18 protein-coding genes are annotated in these 17973 nt (G+C 54.9%); 1 reads left to right on the top strand and 17 read right to left on the bottom strand.

The window, feature by feature from the left end; all coding sequences use genetic code 11:
- Positions 1–2: 2 nt before the first annotated feature.
- The 17 genes from ACRQU7_RS08680 to ACRQU7_RS08600 form a co-directional block, all read right to left on the bottom strand.
- Complete coding sequence (locus ACRQU7_RS08680; protein WP_444645555.1) at positions 3–1688, bottom strand: C40 family peptidase; 1686 nt, start codon at positions 1686–1688, stop codon at positions 3–5.
- Between the two features lie 466 nt (positions 1689–2154).
- Entirely contained in the window at positions 2155–4536 is a 2382-nt protein-coding gene (locus ACRQU7_RS08675; RefSeq protein WP_444645247.1) for a VirB4-like conjugal transfer ATPase, CD1110 family, read from the bottom strand.
- Positions 4481–4879, bottom strand: a complete 399-nt coding sequence (locus ACRQU7_RS08670) for a PrgI family protein (protein ID WP_444645245.1) — start codon at positions 4877–4879, stop codon at positions 4481–4483. The genes ACRQU7_RS08675 and ACRQU7_RS08670 overlap by 56 nt, the downstream gene beginning before the upstream one ends.
- A gap of 44 nt (positions 4880–4923) precedes the next feature.
- Positions 4924–5442, bottom strand: a complete 519-nt coding sequence (locus tag ACRQU7_RS08665; RefSeq protein WP_444645553.1) for an MT-A70 family methyltransferase — start codon at positions 5440–5442, stop codon at positions 4924–4926.
- Between the two features lie 173 nt (positions 5443–5615).
- Positions 5616–6011, bottom strand: coding sequence for a DUF7007 domain-containing protein (locus ACRQU7_RS08660; protein WP_444645243.1), 396 nt, complete (start codon positions 6009–6011; stop codon positions 5616–5618).
- Positions 6012–6053: 42 nt separating this feature from the next.
- On the bottom strand, positions 6054–6524 hold the full coding sequence (locus ACRQU7_RS08655; protein ID WP_444645241.1) for a septation protein SpoVG family protein: 471 nt from the start codon (positions 6522–6524) through the stop codon (positions 6054–6056).
- Positions 6525–6582: 58 nt separating this feature from the next.
- Positions 6583–7449, bottom strand: a complete 867-nt coding sequence (locus ACRQU7_RS08650) for a VirB6/TrbL-like conjugal transfer protein, CD1112 family (protein WP_444645239.1) — start codon at positions 7447–7449, stop codon at positions 6583–6585.
- A gap of 12 nt (positions 7450–7461) precedes the next feature.
- Positions 7462–7677 carry a Maff2 family mobile element protein gene (locus ACRQU7_RS08645; RefSeq protein WP_444645237.1) on the bottom strand — a complete coding sequence of 72 codons (216 nt, stop codon included), beginning with the start codon at positions 7675–7677 and terminating at the stop codon, positions 7462–7464.
- Between the two features lie 84 nt (positions 7678–7761).
- Positions 7762–9591 carry a VirD4-like conjugal transfer protein, CD1115 family gene (locus ACRQU7_RS08640; protein ID WP_444645235.1) on the bottom strand — a complete coding sequence of 610 codons (1830 nt, stop codon included), beginning with the start codon at positions 9589–9591 and terminating at the stop codon, positions 7762–7764.
- Positions 9581–10054: a PcfB family protein gene (locus tag ACRQU7_RS08635; protein WP_444645233.1), complete on the bottom strand. Its 474-nt coding sequence runs from the start codon at positions 10052–10054 to the stop codon at positions 9581–9583. Before ACRQU7_RS08635 ends, ACRQU7_RS08640 begins: the two co-directional genes overlap by 11 nt.
- Before the next feature lie 93 nt (positions 10055–10147).
- Entirely contained in the window at positions 10148–10939 is a 792-nt protein-coding gene (locus ACRQU7_RS08630) for a DUF6674 family protein (protein WP_444645231.1), read from the bottom strand.
- A gap of 50 nt (positions 10940–10989) precedes the next feature.
- On the bottom strand, positions 10990–11703 hold the full coding sequence (locus ACRQU7_RS08625; RefSeq protein ID WP_444645229.1) for an antirestriction protein ArdA: 714 nt from the start codon (positions 11701–11703) through the stop codon (positions 10990–10992).
- Entirely contained in the window at positions 11690–12052 is a 363-nt protein-coding gene (locus ACRQU7_RS08620) for a DUF7768 domain-containing protein (protein ID WP_444645227.1), read from the bottom strand. Before ACRQU7_RS08620 ends, ACRQU7_RS08625 begins: the two co-directional genes overlap by 14 nt.
- A 296-nt stretch (positions 12053–12348) precedes the next feature.
- Positions 12349–13740, bottom strand: coding sequence for a ParB/RepB/Spo0J family partition protein (locus ACRQU7_RS08615; RefSeq protein ID WP_444645225.1), 1392 nt, complete (start codon positions 13738–13740; stop codon positions 12349–12351).
- Positions 13741–13837: 97 nt separating this feature from the next.
- Positions 13838–15700: a DUF5057 domain-containing protein gene (locus tag ACRQU7_RS08610; RefSeq protein ID WP_444645223.1), complete on the bottom strand. Its 1863-nt coding sequence runs from the start codon at positions 15698–15700 to the stop codon at positions 13838–13840.
- 67 nt (positions 15701–15767) lie between these two features.
- Positions 15768–16358 carry a hypothetical protein gene (locus ACRQU7_RS08605; protein WP_444645221.1) on the bottom strand — a complete coding sequence of 197 codons (591 nt, stop codon included), beginning with the start codon at positions 16356–16358 and terminating at the stop codon, positions 15768–15770.
- Between the two features lie 45 nt (positions 16359–16403).
- Positions 16404–16991 carry a hypothetical protein gene (locus ACRQU7_RS08600; protein WP_444645219.1) on the bottom strand — a complete coding sequence of 196 codons (588 nt, stop codon included), beginning with the start codon at positions 16989–16991 and terminating at the stop codon, positions 16404–16406.
- A 365-nt stretch (positions 16992–17356) separates the two neighbouring features.
- On the opposite strand from ACRQU7_RS08600, the gene ACRQU7_RS08595 reads away from it, so the two are divergent.
- Complete coding sequence (locus ACRQU7_RS08595; RefSeq protein WP_038323903.1) at positions 17357–17923, top strand: class I SAM-dependent methyltransferase; 567 nt, start codon at positions 17357–17359, stop codon at positions 17921–17923.
- Positions 17924–17973: the final 50 nt, after the last annotated feature.

Below are 17973 nucleotides of genomic sequence, written 5' to 3'. Positions count from 1 at the left end.
GTTCATGGTGATGGCAATCTGCCAAAACTGAAAAAATGAGATTTCCAGTAGCTTGTCGTGATGTCCGAATAGCCGATGGGGTCGCCCGCCGCGATCATCTCCCCGTCCCCAACGTAGATGCCCACATGGGAAACGCCGGTGGTGTTGTAGGTTCCTTCAAAGAACACCAAATCGCCGGGCTTCGCTTCGGAAGCGGGGATGGGCGTACAGATGTCGTAAAGGCTCTGCGCTCCGAGCCGCCCCACGTTCCAGCCGCTGTGATTGATTACCCAACTGACGTAGCCGGAACAGTCGAACGAGGTTTCCGGGCTGGAACCGCCCCAAACATAGGGATAACCGAGATACTTTGTCGCTTCGGTCATCATGGCGGCGAAGGTTTTGTCCGACATGTATTCTGCGGGAATGTCGTAATCGGTGTACGATTCGAGAGTGGAAGCGTTCGGATACTGCGATTGAGGGAACAGGTCGGGCCGGTTGCCGTGGGTTTTCATGTAAAAGGCGTACCGGGAAAGCTGTTCCTCCGTCAGAATCGAAACCGGCAGATGGGACAAATCCTCGTTATGCAGGGTTACGGTGCAAATCGTGTAGGTATACGGAACCTGACGGGTTACGGTTTGGGTAGTCCCGTCCGGGTTCGTCACCGTGCTCATTTCCGTGCGGTAACGTGTTTCCGTCTGAACCGACTGCGTAAGCTGATACTGTTTTCCAAACAGCGTGGAAAGCGTGTTCTGAACCTCGTCAATCGTCCACGCCCCGTCATGCAGGGCGCTTAAAATGGAGATCAGCACATAAGGGTCGTGTTCAACCTTATCAAGATTAAAATGGTATTCGTCGTAGCCGGGATGGAGCGTTGCGTAATCTTGGACTTCATTTTGGAGCTTCGTTTCCATATTGGAATACGCCGTTTCCGCCGCCAGTATGTCCGAATCGTGAGACGGATAGGTTCCCGCACCCACGGCCCCGATCAGACCGTTGCCGATGGTGGTCATGGAGGCCATACAGGATTGCAAGACCAAAATCAGAAGGAAAGCGATCAGAGCAATCAACAGGCCCGCAGGGTGCCGTTTGACAAAAGCAGCGGCGGCGCGGGTAAGTTTGCCCGTCGCGCTCGCGGCTTTCCCCGCCGCCCTCGTACCCTGCTTCGCGGCCTCCCGCGCCTGCTTTTGATACTGCCGCTTGATACGCTGCTTCTGAAAGAACCGGGAAACCGAGTTCTCCTTTAGCTCCGGGTGCTCCCGCGCCATTCGGCGGTACTCAAAATCCGCTTTCGCCCGGACGTCCCGCCGTTCCAATTTGGCGATGCGCCGGGTCAGTCGGGTTTGGATGCGGTGCTTTACAAAACGGGAAGTACCCCGGACGGCCTTTTCCCCGGCAAGCTCCGTCCTGTGCGCGGCCTCCACGCCCACGTTTTCCTGTTCTACCTCATGGATTTTCTGATGGGCGTAATACCACGCGCCAGCCGCCGCCTTTTTGACGGCTGCTTTTGTCGGGTTGGGTTTTACGGGCGGCTTCTGCGACGCCGCCTTTTCACGGGCGGCGTCCAGCTTCGCGCCGGTCTTTTCGGCCCGGAACTTGGATTTCTCAAACCGCCTGTCATTCCGCGCCGCCTTTTTATCAGAAGAAGTCCCACCACCATCGGAGGCATGGCCTCCGTCACCGCCGGGCAGCGGTTCTTCCTCATGGCGCAGACGGTCGGAAAATCGGGCCTGTCCGCTATGCGGGCGGTATTTACTCCGGCCCGTGGGGGTAGGCGGCGGGGCATCCGACGTGTCGGAAGTCGGTGGGCTTTCAGACGGCGAACCCCGCCTATTGCACTTCGGGCCAACTTGGCCCGAAGTGGTACAGCCATCCCGTTCAGATTGAGGAACGCCCGGCGTATCGGAGAAGGACGGGTTTTCGGGAATCAGCGGGCTATTGGTAACAGAGAATCGCTGTTTTGGCTTCCCGGTGGCCTCAATACCCGACGTGCTGGAATCGCCCCGTACAGGCGGCGAAGCATCCGGCGTATCGGAAACCGACGGGCCTTTGGAGGCAGAAGACCGCCGTTTCAACTTCGGGCCAACTTGGCTCGAAGTGCCGGAATTTCCCTGCACACCGGGATTGTCCTCGATATGAAACCGGTGGGCCGTGTCATGTTCCGGCGCGCCGTTTTCCTCATTCCTGTTTTGCTTCATTGGCTAAATCCTCCGGGCGGGTCGTGAGCAGACGGTAAATTTCGGTGTCCTTCGGGAATCGGTCTACAAAGGGAATCGTTGTGTTCCCGTAGAACAAAAGCCCCTCGCCGGGATTACTGTGGGTGATGTACGAAAGCTGGTGCGGGGAAATATTGAGTTGCTTGGCTAAAATCTGCCGGTCGCCCTGTGCCTGTGAAAGCAGGATCATGAAGTCGGTGTTTTCAAGGATATTTTCGATTTCCCGGCTCGCCATCAAATCTTTAACGTTTTGCGTTAAGGCACTCGGCACACAGCCTTTCTTCCGCAGCATCTTCCAGACCGTCACAAAATAGCTGGCGGTCAGCGCGTCCCGAAGCAGGATATGGAACTCGTCGAAGTAGCACCACGTCGCCATGCCGTGCTGGAAATTGCTGTTGACCGCCGAAGTGACAAGCTCGTTCGTGATGTGCATGGCGATTTTGCGCAGGTTTTCCCCCAAGCCTTTGAGCACGACGCAGACAATCCGGCTGTTCAGGGTGATGTTGGTCGTATGGTTGAACAGGTTGAGGGAGCCGGTACAGTAAAGCTCCAGCGCCGTCGCAATGCGTTTCGCCTCCGGCTCCGGCTGCTGACAAAGAAGTTCGTACAAGTCTTGCGGGATAGGCATTTTTGTTGTGTCGATGCCAAGGGCAATATTTCGGTAGACGAGTCGGACGCAGCGGTCAATCACCGTTTTTTCGATAGGCTGCAAACCGTCTCTGCCGCCGACAATCAGTTCACAGAGGGACAGCAAAAAGTCCGCTTTCAGCGAAAGCGGGCTTTCCTCGTCGGCCATGCTCATTTGAATGTCCATCGGGTTGATGTGGTGGGAACTGTCCGGCGCGATGTCGATCACCTGACCACCGAGCCGCCGCACAAGCGGCGCGTATTCACCCATCGGGTCAACCACGATGATTCTGTCTCTTGTGGCAAGAAATACATTGATAAGCTCGCGCTTTGCGGCGAAACTCTTGCCGCTTCCGGTGGAGCCGAGATATAGGCCATTGGCGGATTTGAGCGTTTTCCGATCTGCCATAATGACATTGTGGGACAGGGCGTTTTGCCCGTAGTAAATCGACGGGCCTCCCATCCGAAGTTCCCGCGTCATGAAGGGGATGAAAATTGCCGTTGAGGATGTTGTCATGCCCCGCTGGATCTCAATGGAGTTGCCGCCGAGAATCAGGCTCGACATATACCCCTGTTCCTGCTGGAAATCCAGCCGTTTGAGCGCGCAGTTATATTTCTGCACGATGCCCGCCACGGTAAAAGCGTCATTCTCCAACTGCTGGCGGGCAGGAGCTATATTGAGAATGAGGAAGGTAAGCAGGAACATTCTTTCATTCCGGCTCTGCAAATCGCCCAAAAGGGCCATCGCGTCCTTGCTGAAGGTGACTAAATCCGGCGGCAGGATGTCCATATCGTAGCCTGCGCGTACCGCCTTTTTCTGTTCCTCCACCTTCATCTTGTCGATGTCGCTGATTTTGCCCTTAATTGCCTTGATAGCCTTTGTTTGGTCAACCGTCTGGATATGCAAAGTAACGGTCATTTCGGCGTCCATTTCCAGAAGTTCCGCAAGGAGCTTGTCGGAAAGTTCAGAAGCCAAAATCTGCATGTAAGAAACCGCACCCCATGTCGTGCTGCCGACACGGAAAGCGCGGCCCTGTCTGAAATCGAAAGACGTGGGGGCGATAAAGTCCTTTGTCCCCATGCCCGTTTTTGGAATGTCGCTCCAAGAAAAAACAAATGGCTCCTGACTGTTCGGGTGAAGCTGCCCGTGCAGCACTTCCAGCCGTTCCCGCCCATTGAGGGGCCGGGACTGGACGCCGAGCTTTTTGAAATTGCTCATAATATCGGCTTCCACCCGTTCCAGCCGGGGCCGGGCCGCACCGATGCTGTCCGCCTGTATGCCGAACGTGATGTACTTCGAGCGGACGATGCCGTTATTGCTTTTGGCAATCTGCCCTGTGAGCATCTCCACATACTCGCCGCGGATAGCGTCGTATTCGTCGTGCTGTGGCGGGATGTTGACGCTGTATCGGTTTTCGGGCCGGGAACGGTGGTTGAGAAAGGAAAGCTGGAACGGCAGGGCGCTGTCAAAATAGTTGAGAAATGAACAGTAACCATCGAAGATAGCCGCCTGATCGTCTGCCGACGCAACTGAATAATTGATGTCCTCGTACTCGACGGTCTTAGTGTAGAAGCCCTCCCGCACCTTGCAGATACCGTCCCGGAGCATTTCCACATACGGGATGGTCTGCTGTGCCGTTTGCGGCCCGCGTCCCTTTTTCTTACTGCTTTTTACGAGCACCGGCGGGTGACTTTTTACTTGCTTTTGCTGATTCAACCCTTTTTTCCTCCTTTCCCGCGCCGATGAACGGCGCATAGAAATTTTCTGTCCGGTACGGCCTCGTCCGGGGCCAGAGGAAAGACGCGCGGACGATATTCCGCAACACCTTTTCAAAGGGAAGCCCATCGCGCTCGTACATGGCGAGCAGAAAACATGGAAGCATCAGGGCAATCATCAGGAACATGGCCCCCGTGTTGCCGATAGCCTTACGGGTGAAAAGATAAGTCGGGATGCCGACGACCGCCGCAATACCGAAACAGATAAGCTGGCGTTTCGTGAGATTAAACGCCATTTTGGTCTTAATTCTGGACAGGTCGGTGGGTACGTTTACATAAGCCATAGGCTAAAAGTCTCCTTTCCACTTCGGGCCAAGTTGGCCCGAAGTCAAAGTGAAATGCTGTTTGTCACTTCATTTCCCCACACGTTCCAGCCGGGCGGGGATTGCCGGGCAAAAAGCTCCACACGGGGCAGATCGCCCATCAGCCTGACAATGCGGCTCCGGGCTTCGTCCGGCTTTTTGCTGTGGGCCTCCACCGGGGAAATGATGAACTGATGGATGCCCTTATCCTGCCGCTTCGGATGCCCGCGCGTCGCCAAAAGGCATATTTCCGCATTGCTCCGCGTCCAAAAGCCCATGCCGTAAAACCATGTTTTGGCTTTCCGGTTCTGTTTGAGCCAGACGAACGCCACGGTTTTGAAGCGGAAGCCCCACGCGGAAATCACGCGCAGGGCTTCCGGCAGTTGCGGAAAGGTCGCCCAAAGAAAAAGCGCGCTGTCCCTCGCGGCAAGCTCCGCCACGGGAAGCGCGCATATTTCATCACAGCTCATGGTGGGGTAGTGATTTTCGGCAACGCCCTGACCACCCTTGTTTGCGTAGCGCCACGGCGGATCGGCGTAAAGGATGTTAAATTGTTTCTCTGGAATAGTGATGAAGCCTCCTTTCTCACTTCGGGCCTCGTCAGCGCAAACTACGCTCTGCAACTTCGGGCCAACTTGGCCCGAAGTCTGCACCGCTCCGCCGCGCTTCCTCTCCCCACAAAACCTACGGTTTTGCGGTGGCCCCAAACACCCGAAATTCAGCGTTCGGCGCTGCGCGCCGGGACTGTCTGCCGGGCCGGGGCCTTTTCAAGCCCTGCCTGCCGTGCCCGCCAGTATTCCGGGTTATACTCCCGGATAGAATTGTTGATGTTTTCCTCAAATGCCGCCTTGTCCCGAATACGGTCGGGGATGCCCCACAGCTTTTTGTCCAAAAGCTCCCGGAGCACGACACTTTCCTGACAATCTTCTTCAAAGCAGAGATAGCCGCCCTGCTTGAAACCACATTTCCGGGCCGCGGGAGAGAGCATAGCCGAGATTTCTTTGGAAACCAGCGTCCCGCCGTGGCTGGCGGTGCTGACGAGAAAGACGCCGGGGCAGAGCGCGTCGCAGGTCTGCACCTTTCCCCACGGGGAATTTTCAGGGTTACTGAACATCGGAATCTCCTTTCCGGCACTTCGGGCCAAGTTGGCCCGAAGTCACCGCTCCGCGTTTTTGGTTTTGCCGCCTTTTTCGGGAGTGGGCCGGGCGGCGCTGTCCTTTGCAGCCTGTTTTTCACCGCTGGCAAGCTGCTTCTGGATGGACTGCTTTTCGGCGACGGGAACGGCGGCGGCGCGGGCCTGCAATTTTTCGACCGCATCCCGATAGGCCGTTGTCACGGCCCCGGTCAGCTCCGCGCGGAATTCTTTGGTGATGGGACGCGCCGTATCCCGGTATCCGGTCTTGCTTTTCCTGTCCGGCTTGCTGGGCATCCCAACAAAAAGGCCCTTGTCACCCTGCAAAATCTTGAAATCGTCGATCACAAAGCTGTCGTTGATTTTCAGGCTGGCAAATCCCACAAGATTGCCCTTCGGTTCGATGGGCCGGACGGAAACGTCCAGCTTCATCGGCAGCGCGGGCGCGCCCTCCTGTTCCGGGGCCTGCCCGGTTGTCGTTTTTTCGTCACTCATAATGAAAACTACTCCTTTCCACTTCGGGCCAACTTGGCCCGAAGTTACGCTTGTGCTGTCATCGCGCCCCGAAGATGCTTTTCGAGAGGCTTCCCGTCTTAAAGAGAGTGAAGCATAGAAGCACCGTATACCCCACGGCTGACCAGATTGCGCCGATGGGGTCGCCGCTTGTGGCGATGCTCTGGATCAGAACCGCATAGATGCCGACACAGACCAGCATCAGGAAGCCTTGAAACGCCACGGCCAGCAGGGAGCGAAAATAATTGTGGCCCATGCTTCCGAGTTCCCGGTTTACCGCCGTGGCAAACGGGATAGGGGCCAAACTCGTCATCATGTAAATTTCAATCATGCGTCCGTACACAATGACAAAAACCACGATGTTCAGGGCGACCATCGTGAATTTTACAAAAATGGACTGCATCCACAGCCCAAGCAGGGGGCCTATGTCCATGCCCTGCAAGGTGGTTTTCAAGTTGTCCAGCATACCGGACGTGACGGTCGTACTGCTTCCAATCAGCCCCGCCGATTGATTGACCACGCTTTGCGCTACGTCGAACACCGCCATGACGATGTTGAACGTGTTGGACAGAATCAGCACAGCAACGAAAGTTTTGAACACCCACTTGAAAAACATCCATGTGTCGATGTCGTGAAGGTTGTTCCGGTCGATCAGCATTTGAATCAGCTCATAGCACATGACGAAGGTGAGCACCAGCCCGGCAATCGGCAAGACAACCGTTTCGGAAAGCTGCTTTATCATGGAGAACACCCCGGCGTTCCATGACGCCGGGGAAGTTCCCACCTGTGTTGCAATCTCTCCGACTTGGGTATTCACGTTGTCGAAAAGCCCGCTGAGATTTCCCATGATGCCGTCGATCAGCACGCCTTTGAGCCATTTGGTAATCCAGTCGGTGAGAAAATCCATATTCTTTTACCCTTACTTGAACAGGCCGGACAGCATCGGAACAAGGGTTGTACCCAAGAGAATGACGCCGCCGCCCGCCATGAGCTGTTTAATACCCTGAGATTTCGCGCCCGGATTGTCGCTGCCGTAACCTTCCAAAAGGTTGATCACGCCCCACACGGCAAGGCCCGCGCCCAGCGCGACAACAAGGGTTTGCAGCGTACTAACCGCACTTGTGAAAAACTGCATAGCATGTACCTCCTATAAATGATTTGGATATGAAAAAAGCCGAAATTTCTGGCGGCGGGGACTTCGGGCCAAGTTGGCCCGAAGTTATGCAAACGCATCCGGGTCGTCCACATCGTCGTAATTGAGGATGTCCTCGTCCTCTCCTGCGGCGGCTTCCTCTCCGGGTGCGTCTACCTCGTAAACGGTATATATTTCATCCGGCTTCACTTTCATGCGCCGGTTAATCAGGGAAGAAATGTCGAAGCTGTTGCGCTTGTCGGCCTCAGCGGTATATTTGTAGTTCGGGTGCTTTTTCAGGTCGTACTTGGGCGAGAGGAACGGGCGGAGGCCACGAAGCTGCAAAATGCACTTGGAGCCATCCATTGTGGTCAGCTCGTCCATCGTCATAAGCTCCTTGCCGAGTCGTTGCAGATTTTGGCCGTGGCTTTCCTGCATTCCCCGCGTGACGCTCTCGGTATACATGGAGATCGTTTCTTTCCCCAAAGCCTCCGAAAGCTCCTTGACGGTGGTGTGCTCCCGGCCCCCTAAGAAAATGACCGAATCCATATTGCCTAAAATCGTCTCGGCATTGTCTTTGTAGAGGGCTTTCAGTTGAGCCTGCGCCTGTAAAAACAGGCACAGCGAAATCTCACGGGAGCGAATGACGGCTACCAGTTTTTCAAGCTGCGGCACCTGTCCCGTGTTCGCGGCCTCGTCCCACAGCACCCGTACATGATGGGGCAAGCGCCCGCCGTACTTGTTGTCGGCCCGTTCGCAAAGAAGATTGAACATCTGGCTAAAAGCAAGTGCCACAATGAAGTTATAGGTTGTGTCGGTGTCGCTGATGATAAAGAACGTCGCCGTTTTCCGGTCGCCCATGCGGTCAAGCTCTAACTCGTCGTAGCTCATAATCCCCCGAAGCTGCGGGATGTCAAAGGGGGCCAACCGAGCGCCGCATGAAATAAGGATGCTTTTTGCCGTTTTACCGCTGGCAAGCTTATATTTCTTGTACTGTCTGACCGCAAAGTGGTTAGGATTGCGCTTTTCCAGCCCCATGAACATGTAATCCACAGCATTTTTGAAGTTGTCATCATCTTCTTTCACTTCCATGCTGTTGATCATGTCCACAAGGGTATTCATGTTGCGTTCTTCCTCCGGCCCCTCAAAAACGATATATGCCACAAGAGCGCAGTACAAAAGGGTTTCTGCCTTGCTCCAGAACTCGTCGCCCTCCTTGCCGTCGCCCTTCGTGTTGGTAATCAGGGCATTCACGAACTTCAAAATGTCCGATTCCGTTTTGATGTAGGACAGCGGATTGTAGTGCATACTTTTTGAGAAGTCGATGGAATTGAACACCTTGATTTTGTATCCCTGCCGCTTCAAAAAAGCGCCGACCTGACCGAGTATGCCGCCCTTCGGGTCAACCACCACATAGGACGAATGGGCTTGAAGCAGTTGCGGGGTCAGCCAGAAGCGGGTTTTCCCGGAGCCACTTGAACCGATGATGCAGCAATTCAGATTCCGGGCGTTGGCCGGATTTTTCGGGCGCGTGTTCATCGTGAGAAATTCAGTCCCGGTGAGTATGACGTTGTTTTTGAAAACCGGGTCGATAAAGGGCTTGATGTCCTTCGGCGTACCCCATCGGGCGCTGCCGTATTCCACATCCTTTCTGAACTTTTTGGCGTTTTTTATCTTGTACCAGACGACAAGCCGGAGGATAACGGCCCCGGCAAGGCCGATCAGCCAATCGGACGCGATGAGGCCCGGCGCTATCGTTTGAAACGCCGGGCCGATAGTTTTCACCATGCCGATCAGCTTTTCCCCGAAACCGGCCCCCGCTGCGAGGCGGTACGCCGTGCCGAATTTCAGGCAGCACCAGAAAATGAACAGATAGGGAATGTTCGGCAGAATGAATCTGCGGATTTTATCGCTCATTCCGCGTCGCCTCCCGTTTCCGTTCGTGGACGCGCGTCCTCGACCGTACCACATCCGCGAATTTTCTAAGCTGCGCGAGGATGGAGGGCCGGTTTCCTCTTGCCCGCCCCATCACCAGTTTGGTATACTCCGAAAACGCCGCCGTGATGGCGTCGGCCTGCCCGGCCTTGAAAAACAGCAGATATTTGTTCGGCCCGGCCTTGTGAAAAGCATAGTCCACGTTGTATTTCCGGGCCACACGGTCAAACAACTTGGTGTCGCCGGAAAGGTCGAGGCTGTTGGTGGAAACGCGGTGGTTCATGAGCTTTTTTACGCTCTGCCTGCCCTGCGGGGTCTGCGCCTTGCGGTGCTCCTTTTGAATTTTCCGCACAACCGCAGCCAGCGCCTTTGCGAGCGTCCGACCAGTGAGTTTCGCCGCGTTAATCGAAACGGCAATTGTCCGGCGTTCTATATCTTCCTGCATCGAAAACCTCCTTTCAAACCGCCGCTTTCCTACGGCGGCGGTATATGCGAGGACGTATGGGGAGGACTTCGGGCCAACTTGGCCCGAGGTCCTTTAACGCCCGTCATGCGTCACGGGCCGGGGCCGCTCCGCCGTGGGAGCTTCCTTTTTGCACTGTGCGATTTGCTCATTGAGAGCGTTCATGGTTTTTCGGATCGAGGGCTTGCGCTCCGCCGACTTTTCCAGCGAAGCAAGACCGGAAAGGGCGGCTTCCACACTTTTTTTCATAGAAACAAAGCAGGAGCGTTCCGTTTTGAACGGGGCTTCCAGCGCCTTTGCCAGTCTGCCCGCCGACTTAACGTCCCGGACGGATTCCATCCCCGCAAGCGCGCGGGCCATGTTTTTCACATGCCGCCCGGCTTCGTGATATTCGGCGCGCACGGCTTCTATTTTGGAAATCGCCGCCCCGTCGAACCGGATGTTTTCGGTCAGGTCGTTGCGCATGGTTTCCAGCAGCGGACGGATTTTGAAAAAGCGGGTAACGTTGTGGATTGCGGAAATCCCTTTTTCCTTGAAAGCATCCACTGCATTTTTGCAGCCCTCGATCACGTTCTGCTTTACCGCGTCCATCCGCCCACGCAAAACCGCCACATTCTTTTCCAGCGTTTTGACCGCGTTTTGCAGGGCGGTCTTGACAGGATGGGCCAACTCCCGCGCCTCGTTCAGTTCCCGACGCATGGCGGCAAGCTCCTTCACCGCCGCGTCAAGCTGGCACTCCATCGCGCCGACCTGATTCAGAACGGCGCGAAAATCCTTCCGGCCGGGCGCGCTGTTGGCCTCTAAAATTGCCAAAAGCTCCTTGACGTGTTCGTTTTCCAAAAGTGATACGGTATTCTGGTCCGTCATATTGAAAATTCACCTCCTTCCCGCACTTCGGGCCAAGTTGGCCCGAAGTGTCAGCGTTCCTCACAGGCAGGGGCGGGCCGGTCTGTTTTGGAAACCGGCGCGGCGTCGATCATCTGCTGATACTGTTTGAGCGTGTCGCGGATGGATTTTTCCGGGGCGGGGTACGCGAAAATTTTGCATTCCTCCGGCAAATCGTCCCTGTCGTTGTAAAGCTCCACGAAACGGTCGCCGGTGTCCACAATATAGCCGTTTTCGGTAAACGTGCCGCCGTCCTCCAAAGAAACGTCCCGCCCGTATGCCTCGTAGTCGATGTAGTTTTCCAGATATTCCGGCACTTCCAACGCGCCCATTTCGTCGATCATGTAGCGGCCCAAATCGTCCTCGTCGCAAATGCCGGAATAATATTCGTAGCAGTCGAGGTTTTGCGTGAGGTTGATCAGCTCTTTCAGGCTGCTTGTATGGTCGCCGCAGGAAAGGGCGGCTTCAAATTTCTCCCGGTCGCCCTCGTCCAGATCGTCCAGAAGGGCGGCGAGATAGTTCAGTTCGTCCAGATCGGCGTATTCGGGCAGGCAGTCGTACAGGCCGGAAATGTTGGTTTCGTAGTCCGTGATGAAAATTTCCTCGTACCGAACGCCGTCCACATGGATACGTTGGAAAAGCGCCTGCACTTCCTCGGTCGTGGCGGGGAGCTTCAAAAACTCCCCGTCCAGAAACCCTTCGTTGTAGCGTCCGAGGTTGGTGACAAAGGCGTCAATCGCGCTCATTAACGGCCTCCGTGCGGCCCTGCCCCTTGACCGTCAGAATGCCGCCCAGCGTGGTCGCCGTGATATTCAGCCGCCCGGCTGTGGCAATGTCGTTTTTCATATCCTCGTTCACGCCGTCCCCGCAGACAACCAGCACATGGGAACGGCGCAGAAGGTCGCGCCCGATGTCGATGCCGCTTTTGTGTTCCTCCGGGATGGCGTCGTTGAGAATGAGGGGCAAGTAAAGCAGAGGGCAGACCGGGGAAAATCCGGCTTCGTATGCCGCCCGGCAATACCGAGCCGCCTGTTTCGCGTCCGCGTTCTGGTCGCCGCTCCATGCGGCGGTGATGTATGCCAATGGTCTTTTCATAAAAATAGAAAGCACCTCCGTTTCTGTCGCGCTGAATGTGTCAACCTATCCTCCCGTCCTTTCCACGCTTGGAAAGGAAGCGGCTCAAGGGAATATCCCCGTCGCATGGCCGCAGGAAAGCACAGCCGGAGCCCGCCGTCAAGAGCAAGGCCGCTTCGCGGTGGCGCACCACTCTTGACGGTGAACACCGATTGTGCTACAAAAATTGCGGCGACGGGGAATCAATCCTTTGAGCATCGGGGTACGGGGCAGCGCCCCGCGCGTCATTGTGAACTTCGGGTCAAGTTGGCCCGAAGTTATTTCTCCTGTTCGGCCTGCTTTTCCGGCTTGGCAAACTCCGGTTGCTTTTCCTTCCACTCGTCGAGCAGCTTGATAATGGTATCCTTCATTTCGCGCGGGGTCTTTTCCTTTCCGAAATACTGTGAAAGTTCCTGACTAGAAATGATCACTTTGTCTACCTCCTTTTTTTCTTCGAGCATGATTCCGTCGATCACATCGCCGTTGAGCATTCCTTTTTGGTCAAGCTCCCGCATCCGCTGTGCCTGCGAAAGCGACGGGGCCGATTGCTGGCCCTCAATGGCGACGGCGATATACCGCTGATTTTTCGGCTTGATGAAAGACATTTCCACGGCGGGGGTGAACGAAATTTTCTTATCGTCCACCATTTTCATCAGGTCGGGTACAAGGTCGTTGAGCTTGATATACCGCTGAACCTGTTTGACTGTCATTTTGTTGCGCTCGGCCACAACCGCGTTGGAACGCTGCCCGTTTTCCGACTTCGGGCCAAGTTGGCCCGAAGTGGAGATGTCGCCCCGCGCGCCCTGCCGCTTGATGGCCTCCAACTGCATTTTCAGGGCCTTGGCCCGTTCGCTCGGCAGGATATTTTCACGCTGATTGATGTTGTCCTCCACCATCTGCGTGATTGCCTCGTCGTCGGAAAGGTTTCGGACGATGCAGGGCATATCCGCATACCCGGCCAATTCGCTGGCTTTCTGGCGGCGGTGGCCGGATATGATTTCATACCCGCCGTCCTCGCGGGGACGGACGATAGCGGGCTGCGTTACGCCTTTGTCCCGGACGCTTTCCACCATCGCCCGCATTTCATCATCGTCCCGAACTTGGAACGGGTGATTTTTGAAAGCGTGAAGCTCGGACAGGTTTAGAAAAACGATCTGTTCCGTTTCGCCCTTGCGCGGAGGCTCTTTCGGCTCCTGCGGCGGTTCCGGCTCCGGGGCGGGGATTTCCTCTTTCGCCGGAGCTTTTTTCGCGGCGGCGGGTTTTTGCTTTTCCGCGCGGGGCTTGCGCTCCTTCTTGGGAGCCGGATGCGATTTTTCCGCATCTGTTTTTTCGGGAGCGGGGGCCTGTTCGGCCCTGTCGGCCTTTGGGGGCCTGCCTCTGCGTGCGGATTTCTTTTCCGACATGAGTTCACTGATTTTGTCGGATGGGACAATCACGTCGCCGGGTTCGGAGACGTGTTCGCCGCCGAAGTCTGATGGTACGGGCGGCTCAATCGTTTCTTTGCTCTCATGGGGCAGCGCCGCCTTTTCCTCGGCGGTCGGTTCAGGGGCCGGGGCCTCGCCGCCGACTTCCGACGGCGGGACGGCGGGAGCGCCCTTTTCCTCTGCCGGAATTTCACCGACCGGGGCGGTTGCCGCTTCCTCCGGCATATTGGGTTCGTCTTTTGCCATACGGTTTTTCCTCCTTGCTGATTTTTTTGCAGTAAAAAAGGGCTGAGAAAAAATCTCCGCCCGTTCTGCCTGTTTGGGTATTTTCAAAATGACCGGCTCAGTCCGCAATCGTGAAATCCAGCGTCAGCTCATGGGAAACGGTTCGCGCGTTCGCCCACGCCAAACCGAATTTGGCGGTAATCGCCAGATTCCCCGACGCTCCGTTCGCGCCGAGTGTCCCCAAAGGTACTTCCGACGCAAGATCGCCTGTGTAAACGGGCATTGCCCGGTCAACCGCCGTCCAGCCTGAATCGGCTGTTTCCCTGATTCCTACGCCGAGCGCGATAGTGCTTCCGGTCTGCGCCGCCGTCAGACTGTTCCAGTCCGAATAGGCTGTGGGAGCGACATCACCGATTCCTGATGTCGCTTTCAGACCTGCGACGGAAACCTTAATGGGAAAAGTGGAATTATTGGTGATCGGAATGTCCGGTGCGGTGAACGGCGTACTGCTGTTCGGGTCGATGGAATAGCCGATACTGACCAGGTGTGTCACGGACACCAGTTCATCCGTATGGTAGTGCGTGACAGCCGAGATATTTCCGGCGTTATCCACGGCGGCAATATGGATGTAAAAGCTGCTGCCGGACGGGCGGGAGAAAGTATAGCTGTTTGCTGTCGTGGTAATACTCCCATCCGGGACGGTATCCGGCTTATCATCCACCACGATGGAATAACCTTTCATCCCTGTTTTTAGGGATGTCGATATGACCGGAGAATCATATTTCGCGCCGTCGTTCTGGCCTGTGGCCTCCACATAGTATTGATAGCCGGTTGCGTTATCCTGAGAGGAATAATTGACGGTGTACTGCGTCCGGTCGGAATTGTGCGTGACGCTTGAAATGGCCGGTTCATTCGGCGCATCCAAATCTTGCCCCTTATGGTCATTCCAGCTTGTGTCGGTTGTAATTTGAGCGAGGTAAAACATGGTGTTTGCCGTAACGCGCTGCTCGTCCGGGGTGGCCTCTCCGTTGGAATGGCCGGTCTGAATCATAGCGCAGTTTGACCAACTGGTGAGATAAAATGTATTCGTACCTTGCCCGCCGGAGCCGGTGGCTTCTGCACTGTTGGGGTAAGTGTAGGGTTGCTGATACGTCATCCACACATCCCCGAAAGCAAGCTGATTGGAATGGGGCATCGGAACATTCAAAACCGTACCTACGTCCCCGATTGTCCACGGATAGTTGGTGAGCAAACCCTTCTTGGAAACCTTGATTTGTGAGCTTCCGAGAACGGTATAATGCGGGATGGTCTGAATATCGCAGTAATGGGCCAGCTTGAAAAAATTCGGCATGGAAATCGTATCGTTGTCCACCATCGTGTCATGCCCGAACAGGACGCCGCGCCCGGTCTTGATAAAGGCGTCGGTTTTACTCTCTGCCGCAACGGACAAATCCTGACTTGCGAAAGCGTCCCACGCACCGAAATACAGCACGTCGTATTTGTAGCTGCCGTCTGTGTTTTTCAAATAAGCGTCCGGGTTGGCGTTAAAATCGGAGATTGACACGGTATCCACGGAAATGAGGCCCTTGCCGTAGCCTTTGGAATCGTACTCGTTCGGCGTTTCCATCCACATTTTTAGGGACGCCGACTTTGGCAGGGTGTAGCTCTGGCCCTGCCACGTCGTAAAGGAAACGGTCGGATCAACAACGGGATAGACGTTCAAAACCTTCGCGCTGTCTTTGGCGGGGATGCTCTGAAAATTCGATTCATGCGCGGATTTGGAATAGAGCATGTAGCTGTACGGCTGGCTTTTATCGCTGTTTGTCCAGTTCAGAGCCACATAGTTCCCGGACGGGTTCGGCGTCGCGGTCAGCGTCAGAACCGACGCGGCGGAGGCCGCAAATGCGGGTGACGCACCTGACAGCAGAATCCCGGCGGCAAGCAGAGGCGCGAGAAAAAGCCGCCTGAATGATTGCCTCAAATAGAAACCCTCCTTTCGCGTGGAAGGTTGGCCGGGAAAATCCCGGCCAATTCCCGCGCTTATGTCTTTATGCGAGTTGGAACTGGAAAACAAGCTGGTGGTTGGCCGTGTACGCCCAGTCGAACGCAAGGCCGTAGTCTGCCGTAAGAGACAACGCGCCGGAAGTGTTCGGATTCAGCGTCCCGACCTGCAACGGCGAATCGTTCACCGCCCAATGGGTGGAGGTGCTGTATCCGCTGTTCCAGCCGGAATTGCCTTTCGCCGCGATGCCCAGCGCGATGTACTTCTTGGAATCCGCGAGGTTGAGCGAGCGCCACGCTTTTGCGGACGGATCGACGTCGGTGAAGGTAAGCGTCCCGCCCGAAGCGGCTTTCAGGGATTCCACCGTGGCGATCACCGCAACTTTAGTGTTGTTGGTCACGGTGATGTCGGGCGCGGTAAAGGTTTCGGCGTCCGGGCTGATGGCATAGGCCACGTTGATCGGGTGGGTGACGGAAATGGTCAGCGGCGAGATGGAGCCGTTGATCGTCACGTTCCCCGTGACGCTGCCCGTGCCGGTGTCGGTTTTGTCGGCGGCGAACGCCGGGACTGCCGCCGTCACGCCGAGCACGGCAAAGGTGATGATGCCCGCGAGGATCTTTCTGAATCTGTTTTTCATTGAAAAACCTCCTGATGTTTTTATTTCAGCCGCAAATGCGGTTGATTACGAAACGGAAAGACGGATTTTATAGTCGGCCATGCCGAGGTAAGCCTTGGTATCCTTGTTATAATACTTGATTGCTGCCGTCACGCTGTAGCTTCCGGGTGAAACCTGCCGGGAAAGAGTGAGGCCGTCGATGTGCTGCCCCGGATAGATCGGAGCGGATTTTGCTATGCTTTTGCCGTTCAGCACAATTTTACACTGCATAATGACAGTGTTGGAGGATGGATTCTCCACTTCCCATGTGCCGGTGCTGCCCTTAGCCCCGCTGGAAAAGGACGCCTGCGCGCTCACCTTGTCGGTGACGGTGACTTCCTGCTTTTGAAGCCGGGACAGGATTTCCTGCCGCGATGGGGTACTGCTGCTCCCCGGCTCCGCACTCCCGGTATCGTCCAGCGACGGAGCGGACGACGAGGGAACGGAACTGGACGGCGGCGGGATTGGGTAGGGATGCTGATTTCCGCAGCTTCGCAGCAAAAGCAGCAGGAGAAGCAGCAACAGCAAAAGAAGCACAAGAATGTACGGCCATTTGCGCTTTTTCTTTTCATCCTCCTTCCCGCACCTGTTCTGATTGATTTTTTCAGGTGTCATGCGGTTTCCTCCATTCGTATAGAAATGAAAAAAGGGCCTGATTTTTCAATCAGACCCCACAGGGAAATGTTCTCCCTCCCTTCGACTTCGGGCCAACTTGGCCCGAAGTAACTTCTATATACAAAAACACCGCCTATAGTCTCACTAAGGCGGTGTAAGTGCCAATTTTCTGTTTTTGATGTAAATACTACTTGCAGATCGCCTGCAAACCATTGATATTACTGGGTTTCTCCAAGTCCTATAATTTCACTCCGACCATAAAAATCCATGTGTCAGCATTTAAACTGGCACATGGATTTCTTATACCCACTGTGTAATACAATATTTATCAATTATTTTCGTCGTGTAAACAGAGGTGAATCTCAATGTATATGGGTAACTTATCTTATTGGAATGATAAATTTGAAGCGAGAGGTCAGGAATTGATGCAGCCGGAAGGCTGTTTGGTTAATGATATGCACTTCCTTCCCAAAAGCGGAATGGTTTTGGACTTAGCCTGCGGCGACGGCCGCAATACGGTATTTTTGGCTTCACACGGTTACAAAGTAACTGCGGTAGATTTCAGTAATATTGCTATTGAAAGATTGTGCCGGTTTGCTTCAGAAAATCAGTTAGACATCAGCGTACTGCAAAAAAATCTTTGTGCAGAAGAGTCTTATCTTGATTTCGGAGAGTTTGATTTAATCGTGATAAATCACTACCGTTTGGAAGACAATTTTTACCCTATTTTGGAACAGCACTTGAAAAAAGGCGGGGTTCTATGGGTAAATGGTTTTTATGAAGTACCAAAAGATAACCCTGATATTAAAGATAAAGACATGATTACTCCAACAGATTTCCATGGGCTAAAAGGATCGACTTGCGAGAACAAGACAATCTATGAAATCGGTATGAGAAAATTTATAAGGTATATTTGGAGAAAGGTTTCTTAGCTTCAAACGGAATTCAATGCCCTTTCTTGCCAGATTTTCCGGCAGGCTGA

Origin of the sequence: Caproiciproducens puteiluti (assembly GCF_052442865.1) — a bacterium.
Taxonomy (GTDB): domain Bacteria; phylum Bacillota; class Clostridia; order Oscillospirales; family Acutalibacteraceae; genus Caproiciproducens.
Note: the sequence above shows the minus strand (reverse complement) of the source record. Positions and strands in the feature narration are given on the sequence as shown.